10 protein-coding genes and 1 tRNA gene are annotated in these 14,049 nt (G+C 56.6%); 6 read left to right on the forward strand and 5 right to left on the reverse strand.

The window, feature by feature from the left end:
- The first annotated feature begins 45 nt into the window (after nt 1–45).
- Nucleotides 46–1,242, forward strand: coding sequence for a hypothetical protein (locus EDF73_RS11405; RefSeq protein ID WP_132729254.1), 1,197 nt, complete (start codon nt 46–48; stop codon nt 1,240–1,242).
- 150 nt (nt 1,243–1,392) lie between these two features.
- On the opposite strand, the gene EDF73_RS11410 is transcribed toward EDF73_RS11405, so the two are convergent.
- Nucleotides 1,393–1,487, reverse strand: a tRNA-Sec gene (locus tag EDF73_RS11410).
- 543 nt (nt 1,488–2,030) lie between these two features.
- Here EDF73_RS11410 and EDF73_RS11415 point away from each other — a divergent pair.
- A complete protein-coding gene (locus EDF73_RS11415; RefSeq protein ID WP_132729256.1) occupies nt 2,031–3,665 on the forward strand; it encodes a Na+/H+ antiporter in 1,635 nt (544 codons plus the stop codon).
- Between the two features lie 56 nt (nt 3,666–3,721).
- Here the strand turns inward: EDF73_RS11415 and EDF73_RS11420 are convergent, their stop codons facing one another.
- The 4 genes from EDF73_RS11420 to EDF73_RS11435 form a co-directional block, all read right to left on the reverse strand.
- Nucleotides 3,722–5,437, reverse strand: coding sequence for an AsmA family protein (locus EDF73_RS11420; protein WP_132729258.1), 1,716 nt, complete (start codon nt 5,435–5,437; stop codon nt 3,722–3,724).
- Between the two features lie 198 nt (nt 5,438–5,635).
- Nucleotides 5,636–7,027, reverse strand: coding sequence for a uracil-xanthine permease family protein (locus tag EDF73_RS11425; protein WP_132729260.1), 1,392 nt, complete (start codon nt 7,025–7,027; stop codon nt 5,636–5,638).
- Nucleotides 7,028–7,265: 238 nt separating this feature from the next.
- Nucleotides 7,266–8,774 (reverse strand): glycerol kinase GlpK, encoded by a 1,509-nt coding sequence (gene glpK / locus EDF73_RS11430; protein ID WP_132729262.1) that lies wholly within the window; start codon nt 8,772–8,774, stop codon nt 7,266–7,268.
- A gap of 21 nt (nt 8,775–8,795) precedes the next feature.
- Nucleotides 8,796–9,644, reverse strand: a complete 849-nt coding sequence (locus tag EDF73_RS11435) for an MIP/aquaporin family protein (RefSeq protein WP_132729264.1) — start codon at nt 9,642–9,644, stop codon at nt 8,796–8,798.
- A gap of 550 nt (nt 9,645–10,194) precedes the next feature.
- Here EDF73_RS11435 and zapB point away from each other — a divergent pair.
- From zapB to EDF73_RS11455, 4 genes are all read left to right on the forward strand, one after another.
- Entirely contained in the window at nt 10,195–10,440 is a 246-nt protein-coding gene (zapB, locus tag EDF73_RS11440) for a septal ring assembly protein ZapB (protein WP_165905699.1), read from the forward strand.
- Nucleotides 10,441–10,596: 156 nt separating this feature from the next.
- Nucleotides 10,597–11,586, forward strand: coding sequence for a sulfate ABC transporter substrate-binding protein (locus tag EDF73_RS11445; protein WP_132729265.1), 990 nt, complete (start codon nt 10,597–10,599; stop codon nt 11,584–11,586).
- Nucleotides 11,587–11,677: 91 nt separating this feature from the next.
- Complete coding sequence (locus EDF73_RS11450; RefSeq protein ID WP_132729478.1) at nt 11,678–12,439, forward strand: CDP-diacylglycerol diphosphatase; 762 nt, start codon at nt 11,678–11,680, stop codon at nt 12,437–12,439.
- 268 nt (nt 12,440–12,707) lie between these two features.
- Nucleotides 12,708–14,042 (forward strand): MFS transporter, encoded by a 1,335-nt coding sequence (locus EDF73_RS11455; protein WP_132729266.1) that lies wholly within the window; start codon nt 12,708–12,710, stop codon nt 14,040–14,042.
- Nucleotides 14,043–14,049 lie beyond the last annotated feature (7 nt).

A 14,049-nucleotide genomic window follows, 5' to 3' on the forward strand; every position in this document is an offset into this window, starting at 1 on the left:
GGCGGCCTTCTGTTGCTTATTAAAAGATAAAGTGAGGCATGTGCTATGCGTAAAATTATCATCACCCTGCTGCTGGGCGCGTGTACCGGTGGCTTCGCACAGGCGGAGGATGGCAAACCGTTCCCGCACATCGGCTGGCGCAGTGCGGATAGCCTCGCCGGAGTCGATTTCGGCGGCGCGCTGCGGGCAAATTACCGCTATGAAGACTGGAACGGCAGTAATTACCGCCACCCGCCGCATCTGCGTTTTGATACTTTTCGTCTCGACAGCAGCGGTTTTTACAATGACTATTTTTTTGACGCCGGATTCTGGTTTCAGGATCACCATAAATACGCCATCGATCGGGCATATGTGGGCTATCGTTTAAATAACAATAATAATATTACGCTCGGTATCCCGGGTAAACCTTTTGGCCTTGAGCCCTATCCGCAATTTGGCTGGTCTTACGGCATTCCCTTTTATTTAGGTTTTGGCGTGAATGCCGGTAGCGGGGTGAATTATCAATATCACGATAATAACTGGGCGCTGGATGTGGCGTATTTCCCGTGGATGGCGCCGGAAAACCTGCGCTATGCGCCGGACGTGGGCGATTACAGCCGTCTGAAAAACACCCTTTACCCGAGTCAGCACCAGCAGCGCAACGAGAAGCGCGACCAGCTCAACGTGCGCCTTGCCCGGGATTTTCACGGCGGCGGCTGGAATAACGAACTGGGCGGCTCGCTGGCGCTGGCGCGTCTGCATAACCGCGAAACGGACGATGACGGGAGCTTCTGGGCGGCGGGTCTGCACGGAATGCTGCATCACGGACCGTGGCAGCTCACATCGCAGGTGATTCGCTATCAATACGATCCGAAGAACCCGCCGGGCGTCAGCGACGATACCATCCTGATGGGCGGCAATGGCCTGACCCCGGCCTATCTTATTCCGGCGAAAGCCACCACCGCGTCACTTAACCTCGCCCGCGACGTCGATGTGAAGTGGGGGGCGGTGTCAAAGCTGCGCTTCTACAACGACTACAGCGTGCTGTGGAAAGACAAAAGCGGCTGGCAAAATTCGCAGATGAACACCGTCGGCGTGCAGGTATTTGCCCTGCCGGTGATGCTGTGGATCGACCTCAGCTGGGCGAAGAACGTCAATCCCTGGGGCGGCGCGCTTAACGCGACCGGCTGGACCAGCACCGAATCCGCGGGCAGCGGGAAATGGTATTTCCGTAGCAACGTCAATATTGGGTATTACTTTTGATGACAAGCGGGGCGGGGGTTTTGCGGCGGCGGTATGAGCGGGGGATTGGCGCGGCATAACAATCTGCCTGTGGAACGCATACTCCCGATGCTATCGGAAGGATTTACCAGGCTGTTTTATTGCTGGAGACAGTGACAAATTTGCAGAGATTGGCGGAAGATCACAGGAGTTGAACCTGCCCGGGACCGCTGGCGGCCCCAACTGGATTTGAAGTCCAGCCACCTCACCGGAGATGACGATCTTCCGCGCCTCGATTGCTACATGGAGGCGGGGCGCATTATAGCTACTCTCAGGCATTTACCACATACCTGAATGCACTTTTTTACTGTTAAAACTGGACTTTACAGAACACTCTTACACAAAACCTCGCAAAATCCGTGGGTTACACTTTTCGTTATTCTTTTGGGTTATCGTACCTATTAAATAAGAGACGTAATGTGATAACCAGAGACCGTGATTTATCACTGCTGAGCGGTAGCTGTCCGGCGCCGTTAGCGACGTTACCTCTGCGCAGCCGCGAATGCCGTTATCGGAAAATTTAGTGGTAATGTCATGTTGTATATCCTTTTTTTAATTTTCTCTCCTCAGCGTCGCGGCCCTCTGTCCGCAGGCCGTACTCCGATATTCGCCGCCGTTCGCTTCCGGCGATCTTCCGCCAGCGGGATTATGTCCCGCTGTTGTTAAGAAATGGTTGGCAGTCATGTTAATTTATCCCCTACACGTCAGATTAAGGAAAAGGAGAGGGGACGTATGCGTAAGAGACCTGCTACTGGCAAAGGAGGGAGTGAATGTCACTGATTACCATTGTGCTGGTATTTATGATGGCGATTGTGGTTACCGTGTTTTTATTCCATCTTTTGCCGGTAAAGATCCCGTTGCCACTGATTCAGATTGCTGCCGGTGCGGCTTTAGCCGCCGGCGGTTTCCAGGTCGATTTTGACCCCCATATTTTTTTGCTACTGTTTATTCCGCCCCTGCTGTTTCTGGACGGCTGGCGAATCCCAAAAGACGCCTTTTTCAGCGATATGAAGCCGATCCTGTCCCTGGCCGTCGGGCTGGTGCTGGTGACGATTCTTGGCATCGGCTGGTTTATCCACTGGCTGATCCCGGCGGTGACGGTCGCGGCCGGTTTTGCGCTCGCGGCAATCCTCTCGCCGACGGATCCGGTTGCGGTCTCGGCGATGACGGCCAGTTCCCCGCTACCGTCCAGGATGGGGCATGTCCTGGAAGGGGAATCGTTGTTAAACGATGCGTCCGGCCTGGTGGCCTTCAATTTTGCCGTAGCCGCCGTTATGACCGGAAGCTTCTCCCCGGGCGATGCGGTGCTGAAGTTTTTCCTGATGGCCATCGGGGGGATCCTCAGCGGTCTGGTCGTCGTCTGGGTGACCGGCAAGTGCAATAATTTTCTCGTCAGGCGGACCCGTGAAGAACCGGCAATACAGATACTGATTAGTCTGCTGATCCCGTTTGCGGCCTATCTGCTGGCCGAAAGCGTCCATGTGTCGGGGATCCTGGCCGCTGTCGCCGCAGGGATTGCCATGCACTATGAGCAGCTGTCCGGTCCCCGTCTCCCGGCGACGCGGATGAAGAGCAGCGCGGTCTGGAATATGCTGCAGACCACCCTCAACGGGATGATATTCCTGATGCTGGGCGAGCAGCTTCCCCGCATGCTTCAGACCCTGCCGGACGTGGCCCGTCAGGCAGGGGTCACCTCACCGTGGTATTTGCTGTTGTATGCCGTCGTTATCACCCTGGCCCTCGGCGGCATGCGCTTCTGTTGGGTATGGCTTTCCATGACGCTGACGGTATTCCGTCAGAAACGCAGTGGAAAGGTGACCCTCATACGCCCCCGCTTCAGCGTCATGGCGGTGATGGCCCTGGCCGGAGTGAAAGGATCGGTGACGCTGGCGGGTATTCTGACCCTGCCCGTCGTGCTGGCGGATGGCTCACCTTTCCCGGGACGGGAATTGTTGATCTTCCTGTCGATGGCGGTGATTTTACTCTCTCTCATCGTGGCGGCTATCGGGCTCCCGTATATGACCCGGTTTCTCGCCGACGATTTACCGCATGATTCAGGGAGTAGCAACATCGGCGCGGCGCTTACCGAAGCGGCGATTAACCGCCTGAATGAATTGCTGAGCCAGCCGGTAGACGACCCGCAGGAGGAAGCCATTCGCGCAGATGCGGGCAACGTGCTTCTGGAGACATATCAGCGCCGGCTTCACTATAACGACAGCGATGACGGCAGCGATGTCGGGAAAGAGTTGACTCAGCGAGCGCGTCTGGAGAGAGAGATGCAGCGGGAGGCGATCGTCGCGCAGCGCAATGAGTTATTCAGACTTCGCCGTGCCAGGAACATCAGCGATACCACGTTCCAGCAGGCGCTCAGGGCGATTGACCTGAAAGAAGAGAGCCTGCATTAAAGTCGCAATATCGCCCGGCTCCTCTCCTGGCGTATACCGGGAGAGGAGCCGGGGACTCAAGGTACGATCGGCGCAGGTACCGGCTGCGTCGGCGCGCTGCTCACCTGGCCGTTGCGCATGACCTGCGCAACCTGTTGCTTCTCCATATTCACCGCGCTGAGTTGGCCGTTCACCGTAGGCTTCAGCGGGGCGTCAGCCAGCAGACTGCCGCTGGCGGTCAGCTGAAAATTGCCATCGCCGGCAACCGGTAGCGCGGGCCAGCCCCACCCCTGCAGGATATTCAGCGGAACGCCGCGGCCGTTGAGGCTCAGGGTGACCTGGCGCTGAGGAAGCTGCGATACCACCGCGCTGGCCTGCAGAATACCGCGTTCGGTAAAGGCGCTGAGTTCGCTGATATTCACCGTTGCGGCGTTCGCGCTGAGCTTCAGCGACGGGCGGCGGACGTCGATGCGGTTAAAGGTCGCGGCGGCGGCATTCAGCGTCGCGCTGCCGTTCCATATGCCCCAGCGGCGATCTTTCACCAGCTGTAGTTCCCCGCCGTAACCGTCAAGGGCGGTGATCTGCCACGGGAAGGTGGGATCGATGTCGATCACCAGGTTGCGGCTGGCGCCAAATTTTTTCAGCGTCAGGCTTTGTAACCACGTCGGCAGCGGCTCCATCCACAGCTGCTTCCAGTTTGCGGGGAGGGTGTATTCCAGCCCGGCAAAGGCGGTGTCATCCAGCACCAGGGCGTTACCGGCGCGCAGCCAGTTGCCGGAGGTGCGTACCATTCCGCCTTCCCAGCGCGAGGTGAACTGACGCAGCGCGATACCCTGCGGCGAGAATTCGGCATTGGCGATCGGGTCAAACAGATGCAGCGAGCCGTTAATGAACTCACTGGCGTTCATCGATAGGGTGCCGTCCTCGCTCTGCCAGCCGCCCTGGCTCAGGGTCAGGTTACGCAGGTTAAGGTCGAGGTCGGTAACCGCCCAGTCCGGCCCCTGCAGGCGGGCATCGGTGATATCGAGACGGCCAATTTGCAGCGCAGGGACGGTGGTGAGCGGGGTGAAAAACGCCGTCAGCGATTTGTCGCTCTGCAGGCGAATTTCATTGAGCTGCAGGTTATCCACCCGCCAGCTGCCGTCGGCGCTGCGTTTGGCGTTGCCGGTCAGGGTGCCGCGGGCGATATCGGCGCCGAGGGTGGATAGCGTCACTTCGCCATTATCGATACTTCCCTGAATCAGCACGTTGCTGGCGTCAACGCCGTTGAGGGTAAGCGAACCCGCGCTCATCTGAATCTGCGTTTTTTTACCCAGCACATCGCCCGCTTCCGGCGCCCACGGGCTGACGCCGCCGGTCACCCGCTGCGCGCTCAGCTCCCAGCCGCTTTCCGGGCTGTTAAACGCCATATTGCGCAACTGCAGGCGGTCGGCAGCAAAGGGTAAAGAGGAGGAAGAGGGGGAAAGATTTAATGTCCCGTCGCTGAGCACAATCTCGTTGGCATGCAGCGGGTCGCTGAACTGGCGGGTGCTGAAGCCGATATCCACCGCTTTCGCCACCAGCGTCGGCGGTTTGCCGTCGCGACCGAAGGTGACATTTTGCAGCTGCAGGTGAAGAGGGGAAGAGAAGTTGTGCTCCATCGCATCGAAGGAAACCTGCCAGCCGGTGCCGTCGCTCAACCAGGCGCTGGCCTGACGTGACCCCCAGTGGGTCTGGAGCAGGAAATAGAGGGCAATCACCACCACCAGCAGGGCGATCGCTAGCCACAGAATCAGCTTTCCAATAAATTTCATGATCTTCCATCCTGAGAAGTGCACATAGGGCTGTTATGCACGATTTATGCGCAATCCTCAAGACAGGAGTTGTTTATTTGAATGACAGAGTGATGGGAGATACGTTTTATTCAGCCATACCCGGAGGGCGGTGTGAAGGCCGCATCCGGGATATTCTGCCGTTATCCCGGCAGGCCATGCGCCACCGGGGCTACGGGTTTAATTCTTCTCTGGCGGGAACACTAAATTCAGCACAATCGCGGTGATCCCCCCGGCGGCGATGCCAGAGGAGAGCAGGTTCTTCAGCCAGTCAGGGGCGAACTGCAGAATCAGCGGCTGCTGGGAAACGCCGAGACCCACCGCCAGCGACAGGGCGATAATCAGAATCGCGCGGCGGTTGAGCGGTTCGCGGGAGACGATACGCACCCCGGAAGCGGCGATGGTGCCGAACATGACCAGCGTCGCGCCGCCGAGTACCGGCTCCGGAATGTGCTGGACAAAGCCGCTCACCGCCGGGAACAGCCCGAGGACGATCAGCATCAGCGCCACCACAAAACCGACGTAGCGGCTGGCGACGCCGGTCAGCTGAATCACGCCGTTATTCTGGCCGAAACAGGAGTTCGGGAAGGTGTTGAAGACGGCGGAGACAAAGGAGTTCAGGCCGTTGGCCAGCACGCCGCCTTTCAGGCGCTTCATGTACAGCGGGCCGGAAACCGGCTGCTCGGAAACGTCAGAGGTGGCGGTGATATCGCCAATGGTTTCCAGGGAGGTGATCATAAACACCAGCATCAGCGGCAGCAGCAGGCTCCAGTCGATGCCCAGGCCGTAGTAGAGCGGGGTCGGTACCGTAATCAGACTATCGTTGGCAGGCGCGCTATTTGCCGGCAGCATATCAAGCAGCCATGCCGCCAGATAACCCGCCGCCATGGCGATAACCAGCGACGCGATGCGCAGGTAGGGGTTGCGCTGGCGGTTGAGGATAATGATCAGCGCCAGGACGATACCCGCCAGCAGCAGATTTTTCGGCGCGCCGAAGGTATGGTCGGCCATCGCCGCATAGCCGCCGCCGATGGAGGTCAGCCCGACCTGAATCAGCGACAGGCCGATAATCATCACCACCACGCCGGAGACCAGCGGGGTAATCACCCGCCGCGCCAGGTGCAGAACGCGCGAGATGACCATTTCCGTACAGCTGGCCAGCATCAGGGTGCCGAACAGCGCGGCCATCATCGTCGGCACGTCGGCGCCGCCGGTTTTGAGCGCGGTACCGCCCATAATCAGCGGGGCGACGAAGTTAAAGCTGGTGCCCTGGATCGAGAGCAAGCCGGAACCGACCGGTCCCCAGGCTTTAATCTGAATAATGGATGCCACGCCGGAAGCGAACAGCGACATGCTGATGATGTGCTGCGTATCCTGGGCCGGGAGGCCCAGCGCCTGACAGATTAATAACGCCGGGGTGATGACCGCGACAAACATCGCCAGCAGATGCTGGAAGGCGGCGAACAGGGTTTGCGGCAGCGGCGGGCGGTCTTCGAGGCGGTAGATTAATTCGCTGGTTGTTTTATGCGCAACCGGTTGCGCAGCTTCTGACTCGGCGGTGTTAACGGACATCACAAACGATCCCAAGGTGGCAAAGCGGGAATTTTATCGGACTGTAGTGCAAAAGCAAACGTTTGCCAGCGTTTGCTGAGAAATATTTATCCGGCCAATTAACGTGGATGATGGGGCGGTGTTCCCTCTCTCCCGTTACCGTGAAAAAAGAGCCCGGGGAGGCTCACGCCTTCCCCGGGCTATCAGGAGAAATCGCGGGCCCCGGCAGGCACACGCAGCCAGGGCCGTTCAGAGCGCGCTACTCTTCGTGTTCTTCCCACGCGAGGGCGCGTTTCACCGCCTTTTTCCAGCCGTTGTAACGGTAGTTACGCTCGGTCGTTTCGATCCCCGGACGGAACTCACGCTCAATGACCGCTTTCTCCTGCAGCTCATCGAGGTTCTGCCAGAAACCGACCGCCAGGCCCGCCAGGTAAGCGGCGCCCAATGCCGTCACTTCGCGCACTTCAGGACGCTCCACGCGGGTGCCGAGAATATCGGACTGGAACTGCATCAGGAAGTTATTGGCGACCGCGCCGCCGTCAACGCGCAGGGCGTGCAGGCGAATGCCTGAGTCAGCCTGCATGGCTTCCAGCACGTCGCGGGTCTGATAGGCGATGGATTCCAGCGTTGCGCGGATAATGTGGTTGGCATTCACCCCGCGGGTCAGGCCAAAGATGGCGCCGCGAGCATACGGGTCCCAGTACGGCGCGCCGAGGCCGGTAAACGCCGGAACCACATACACGCCGTTGGTGTCCTTCACTTTGGTCGCGAAATATTCGGAATCGAACGCGTCGTTGATCAGCTTCATTTCATCGCGCAGCCATTGAATAGACGCCCCCGCCATGAATACCGCGCCTTCCAGCGCATAGTTCACTTCACCGTGCGGGCCGCAGGCGATAGTGGTCAGCAGGCCATGGGTGGAGGCGACCGCTTTTTCGCCGGTATTCATCAGCATAAAGCACCCGGTACCGTAGGTGTTTTTGGCCATCCCTTCTTTGACGCACAGCTGGCCAAACAGCGCCGCCTGCTGGTCGCCGGCGATACCGGCGATAGGAATACGCGTACCGCCTTTACCACCGATGTTGGTCTGGCCGTATACCTCGGAGGATTTACGCACTTCCGGCAGCATGGCGCGCGGAATATCCAGCGCGTCCAGCATCTTGTCATCCCAGTCCAGTTCGTGGATGTTGAACAGCATGGTACGCGAGGCGTTGGTGTAGTCGGTCACGTGTACGCGACCCTGGGTCATTTTCCACACCAGCCAGGTATCCACGGTCCCGAACAGCAGCTCGCCGCGTTTTGCACGCTCGCGTGAACCTTCCACGTGGTCGAGGATCCATTTTACTTTGGTGCCGGAGAAGTACGGGTCAACCACCAGGCCGGTGGCCTTGCGAATGTACTCTTCCATTCCGTCACGTTTGAGCTGCTCGCAGATTTCAGCGGTACGACGGCACTGCCAGACGATGGCGTTGTAAATCGGTTTGCCGGTTTCACGCTCCCAGACAATGGCGGTTTCACGCTGGTTGGTGATGCCGATAGCGGCGATCTCGTCAGAGCTGATATCGGCTTTCGCCAGCACTTCTACCAGCGTAGAGCTTTGAGAGGCCCAAATCTCCATCGGATCGTGCTCAACCCAGCCGGGCTTAGGATAAATTTGTTCAAATTCACGCTGAGAGACGCTGACGATATTGGCATCGTGATCCATCACAACGGCCCGGGAGCTGGTGGTGCCCTGGTCGAGCGCAACGATATATTTTTTGTCGGTCATAGTATGAGTCCCGTAGTCAGATTACAGCGAAGCGTTGTGTTGCGTCGTCGAGGAGGGGGTTTCTGATTCTTCCTCGACGCAGGTGTCGCAGGGCAGATGGCGGCCAATCAGTTTGCGATAGCAGAACGCGCCCAGCGCGGCGCCAACCACCGGTGCGCACAGCGGCACCAGGAAATAAGGGATATCTTTGCCACCGGTGAAGGCGACCTCACCCCAGCCTGCCAGCCAGGCGAAAGTTTTTGGGCCAAGATCGCGCGCCGGGTTCATCGCAAAACCGGTCAACGGCCCCATGGACGCGCCGATAACGGCGATTAGCAGGCCAATCAGCAGCGGCGCCAGCGGGCCGCGCGGGATACCGTTGCCGTCGTCGGTCAGCGCCAGAATCACGCCCATCAGGATAGCGGTTATCACCATTTCTACCGCGAAAGCCTGCACAAAATTGATATGCGGATTCGGGTAAGTGGAGAAGATGCCGGCCAGTTCAAGACTTTCGACGCTACCGCGCACCATATTGTGGCTGTGTTCGAAATCGAAGAAAAGATTGTAGTAAAGCCCGTAAACTAAGGCCGCTGCGCAAAAAGCGCCGGCGAATTGAGAAATGATAAAAGGAACAACTTTGCGCCCGTCGAAGCAGGCAAACAGCCACAGTGCGATGGTGACCGCGGGGTTAAGGTGAGCGCCGGATACGCCCGCGGTCAGGTAGATAGCCATCGCTACCCCCAGACCCCAGATGATGCTGATTTCCCACTGACCGAAGCTGGCTCCCGCAACTTTGAGCGCAGCGACGCACCCAACGCCGAAAAAGATCAACAACCCGGTACCGAGGAACTCTGCGATGCACTGGCCTTTTAATGTTGATGTTTGGCTCATATCGAATCCTGAAGCGAAGTGGTGATTATTGTATCTATGAAGGTCGAAGACGACCACGCTGCCTTGTAGGCATAGTGTTAATTTATCGTTAACGAACAAAAACGAGAAATATCGAAATATAAATGTGTGTGCTGCGTCAAGAAAATGAGCGTTTTCGCGCCATAAACGCGTGTTGTGACACATTTACGCCCCCCGGCAGGCGAATTTTGTTAACCCATTGATTAACAATTGCGGGAGAAGTTCCGGGGAAACGAGCCGGATGGGCCAGGTATAGACTGAAAAGTGTTGCAAACCGCAATCTGCGCGGGTTGTCGCTGGACAGGGGCGGCGGGGATTCATACAATCGACAGCATCACCACAGTAGTGCGCTTATTTTCGTTAAGGCGTCACCGCGTAGGTACACAAAATCATTCGGGATGCGGCACGACGGCAAGCGAATGAATCCTCGCAAACTGAAAGTGAGCGAGGGGGCCCGCTAACGCAGAAGCAGCTTGAAGGATGACGTGTACGGGATAGTACTCTATCAACGCCTTGCAAGTTCAGGAGAGGTATGACGATGTCATTAGAAGTGTTTGAGAAATTAGAATCAAAAGTACAGCAGGCGATTGATACCATCACTCTGTTGCAGATGGAAATCGAAGAGCTGAAAGAAAAAAACAACGCGCTGGCGCAGGAAGTTCAGGGCGCGCAGCACAGCCGTGAAGAGCTGGAGCGTGAAAACGGCCAGCTGAGAGAACAACAGCAGGGCTGGCAGGATCGTCTGCAGGCGCTGCTGGGCCGCATGGAAGAAGTGTAACCCACTGATTCCCACCCTCTCCCGTTCGGGGGAGGGTCGCCTTACTCCCTTCTTATATACTCACAAGTTATAGCCAATCTTTTTTTATTCTTTAATCATTGAATCGCTTTCTGGCACGCTTAACGCATCACAACACGACATAAAGAGAGCGGTGCGATGAATAAGTGGGGCGTTGGGTTAACTCTGTTGCTGGCATCCGCCAGCGTTCTGGCAAAAGACATTCAGTTATTAAACGTATCTTATGATCCAACGCGCGAGCTGTACGAACAGTACAACAAAGCCTTCAGCGCGCACTGGAAACAAGAGACCGGCGACAACGTGGTGATCCGTCAGTCGCATGGCGGCTCCGGCAAGCAGGCGACGTCGGTGATTAACGGTATCGAAGCCGATGTGGTGACGTTGGCGCTGGCCTATGATGTTGATGCGATTGCTGAACGCGGTCGTATTGATAAAAACTGGCTGAAACGCCTGCCGGATAACTCCGCGCCGTATACCTCGACCATCGTGTTCCTCGTGCGTAAAGGCAACCCGAAGCAAATTCATGACTGGAACGACCTGATTAAACCGGGTGTGTCGATCATTACGCCGAACCCGAAAAGCTCCGGCGGCGCGCGCTGGAACTACCTGGCGGCCTGGGGCTACGCGCTGCACCAGAATAACGGCGACCAGGCTAAGGCCCAGGAGTTTGTGAAGGCGTTGTATAAAAACGTGGAAGTGCTGGACTCCGGCGCGCGCGGCGCGACCAACACCTTTGTTGAGCGCGGCATCGGCGACGTGCTGATTGCGTGGGAAAACGAAGCGCTGCTGGCGGCTAATGAGCTGGGCAAAGATAAGTTTGAAATCGTCACGCCGAGCGAATCGATTCTTGCCGAACCGACCGTCTCCGTAGTGGATAAAGTGGTCGACAAAAAAGGCACCCGTCAGGTGGCTGAAGCCTACCTGAAGTATCTCTACTCGCCGGAAGGCCAGGAGATCGCGGCGAAGAACTTCTATCGTCCACGTGACCCGGCAGTGGCGAAGAAATATGCCGATGAATTCCCGAAACTGAAGCTGTTTACCATCGACCAGGAGTTCGGCGGCTGGACCAAAGCCCAGAAAGACCACTTCTCGAACGGCGGCACCTTCGATCAAATCAGTCAGCGTTAATCTCCCTGAACGCCCGGTTAAACAACCGGGCGTTTTCTTTTAGTCATCAAATTACGCTACTCTTCCGTTTCTGGTTCGACAGGAAAAGATGATGAGAAGAGTAAAATCCCTTGTATGGCTGCTGCTGGTGCTCGCGCTGGCTGCGGCGGCGGGCGGCGGGTACTGGCTGCATTCCGGTAATCCTGACGCTTTGCGGCAGATTGTTTTGCAGCAGTGTGTTCCCAATCAACAGCAGCATCAAACTCCCTCGCCATGCGCCGAGGTGAATCTGCAGGGCGGCTACGTGCTGTTTAAAGATCGCAACGGGCCATTACAGTATTTACTGATGCCGACCTGGCGGATTAACGGTACCGAAAGTCCTCTGCTGCTAAACCCGTTGACGGCAAACTTTTTCTGGCAGGCCTGGCAAGGGCGCGAAATCCTGAGCCAACGCCGCGGTTCGCCAATACCGGATAATGCCGTCTCGCTAGCGATTAACTCCCGGACCGGGCGTACGCAAAACCATTTCCATATTCATATTTCCTGCTTACGCGAAGATGTGCGCGCGCAGCTGGACAGCCATGCCGCGGCGATCAGCAGCCGCTGGCTGCCGCTTCCCGGCGGCCTGCTCGGCCATGAATATCTGGCCCGTCGGGTTACCGAAGCCGAGCTGGCGCAGCGCAGCCCGTTCCTGATGCTGGCGGAAGAGGTGCCGGACGCGCGTGAGCATATGGGGCGCTTTGCGCTGGCGATGGCGCAGCAGAGCGATGGTTCGCTGGTTTTGCTGGCGACCGAACGTAACCTGTTGGTTTTGAATCGCGCCTCAGCAGAAGAGATTCAGGACCATCGGTGCGCGATCCTGACACAACGCTAGTTTCCCTTCCATCGGCTCTCCTGCTGCTATCTTGTTGATTCTCATCCTTGTTTGATCAAGGGTGAGGATCCGTATGTAAAATTAATGTGAATTCGATCAAAAGATATAAAGGTATACCTTTATATCTTTTGGGATCTCGTTACACTCTCCCCATAGTCATCACCGGCTACCTGGCCGATGACTTATCCATAAAAACGTTTTTATTTCACGTAGTGACATCATTAATTGTTTGTCAGATTTGCGCTTAATAGCGTAAAGGAATATCAACATGAAACTTTCTATCGTGGAAAAAATCGGCTTCGGCGCAGGGGATATGGCGATAAACGTTGTGATTATCGCCATGCAGCTGCTCCTCGCTTATTTCTATACCGATATTTATGGCCTCAGCGCGGCAGATGTCGGCGTCTTGTTTGTGGTTGTACGGATGATCGATGCCGTTATCGATCCGGCGATGGGGGTACTTACCGATAAACTGAACACGCGCTGGGGACGCTATCGTCCGTGGCTACTGTGGTTCGCCATCCCTTTTGGTTTCGCCGTTTACCTGATGTTTATCACCCCTGATATGGTTTATCTGGCCAAGCTGGCGTGGGCGTATGGTACCTATATTTTGATGACCCTGATTTATACCGCCATTACCATTCCCTATATTTCGATGATTGGCGTCATTACCCCGGATCCTGTCGAACGGCTAAGCGCAAACGGCTACCGGTTCGTCATGACTAAAATCGCCGCATTCCTGGTCACGATTGTGGTTCCGATGCTGGCGGTGTGGCTGGGGCAGGGCAATAAGGCGATGGGGTATCAGCTTTCCATGGGATTGATGGGGGCGATGGGGTCGCTGCTGTTTATCTTCTGTTTTCTGACGACCCGCGAGCGAAGTGAACCGGAAATTACCGCCCTGCCGCTCGGCCAGCAATTTAAGTATCTGTTGCGTAACGATCAGTGGATTATCCTCGGCATGGTGATTTTGCTGCTGATGTGCGGCTACGTCATTCGCGGCTCCGTCGCGGCATATTACGCCAAGTACTTCCTGAACGGCGGCGATAGTCTGATTTCACCATTCCTGACCACGGGCGTTGTTGCGTCGATTTTAGCTATGGTGGCGACCACCTGGCTGACCCGGTTCTGGGACAAAATTAAGCTGTTCCGCTATACCCAGCTGATCACCTTTGTCCTGAGCACCCTGATGTATTTCTTCGTCGGGCGGGAAAACCTCGCGCTGGCGTTCGCGTTCTACTTCCTCATCAATTTTTTCTGCGACATGCAAATGCCGGTGTTCTGGTCCTCTATCGCCGAAGCCGTGGATTACGGTGAACAGAAAACCGGGATCCGCGTTTCTGGTCTCGCTTTTGGCGGCATTCTCTTTTTCCAGAAATTCGGTATGGGGGTCGCAGGCGGCATACTGGGTTTCCTGCTGAGCCATTTCGGTTACCAGGCCGATGTTGAACAAAGCGTGCGTTCGTTAACCGGTATCGCGCTGATGATGACGTTAATTCCGGCATTGTTCCATCTGATCGTCGGCCTTCTGATGAAAAAATATCTGATTAATAACAACTATTATCGTGATATCCAGAGTGCGCTGACCGAGCGTCAGGCATAAGGAGACG

The sequence above is a fragment of the Klebsiella sp. BIGb0138 genome (assembly GCF_004342285.1).
Classification (GTDB): Bacteria; Pseudomonadota; Gammaproteobacteria; order Enterobacterales; family Enterobacteriaceae; genus Klebsiella.

Bases quoted from the DNA above. Each gene is read 5' to 3' on its own strand.
- EDF73_RS11405 (WP_132729254.1), top strand. From the start codon at position 46: ATGCGTAAAATTATCATCACCCTGCTGCTGGGCGCGTGTACCGGTGGC.
- EDF73_RS11415 (WP_132729256.1), top strand. From the start codon at position 2,031: ATGTCACTGATTACCATTGTGCTGGTATTTATGATGGCGATTGTGGTT.
- EDF73_RS11420 (WP_132729258.1), bottom strand. From the start codon at position 5,437: ATGAAATTTATTGGAAAGCTGATTCTGTGGCTAGCGATCGCCCTGCTG.
- EDF73_RS11425 (WP_132729260.1), bottom strand. From the start codon at position 7,027: ATGTCCGTTAACACCGCCGAGTCAGAAGCTGCGCAACCGGTTGCGCAT.
- glpK (WP_132729262.1), bottom strand. From the start codon at position 8,774: ATGACCGACAAAAAATATATCGTTGCGCTCGACCAGGGCACCACCAGC.
- EDF73_RS11435 (WP_132729264.1), bottom strand. From the start codon at position 9,644: ATGAGCCAAACATCAACATTAAAAGGCCAGTGCATCGCAGAGTTCCTC.
- zapB (WP_165905699.1), top strand. From the start codon at position 10,195: ATGACGATGTCATTAGAAGTGTTTGAGAAATTAGAATCAAAAGTACAG.
- EDF73_RS11445 (WP_132729265.1), top strand. From the start codon at position 10,597: ATGAATAAGTGGGGCGTTGGGTTAACTCTGTTGCTGGCATCCGCCAGC.
- EDF73_RS11450 (WP_132729478.1), top strand. From the start codon at position 11,678: ATGAGAAGAGTAAAATCCCTTGTATGGCTGCTGCTGGTGCTCGCGCTG.
- EDF73_RS11455 (WP_132729266.1), top strand. From the start codon at position 12,708: ATGAAACTTTCTATCGTGGAAAAAATCGGCTTCGGCGCAGGGGATATG.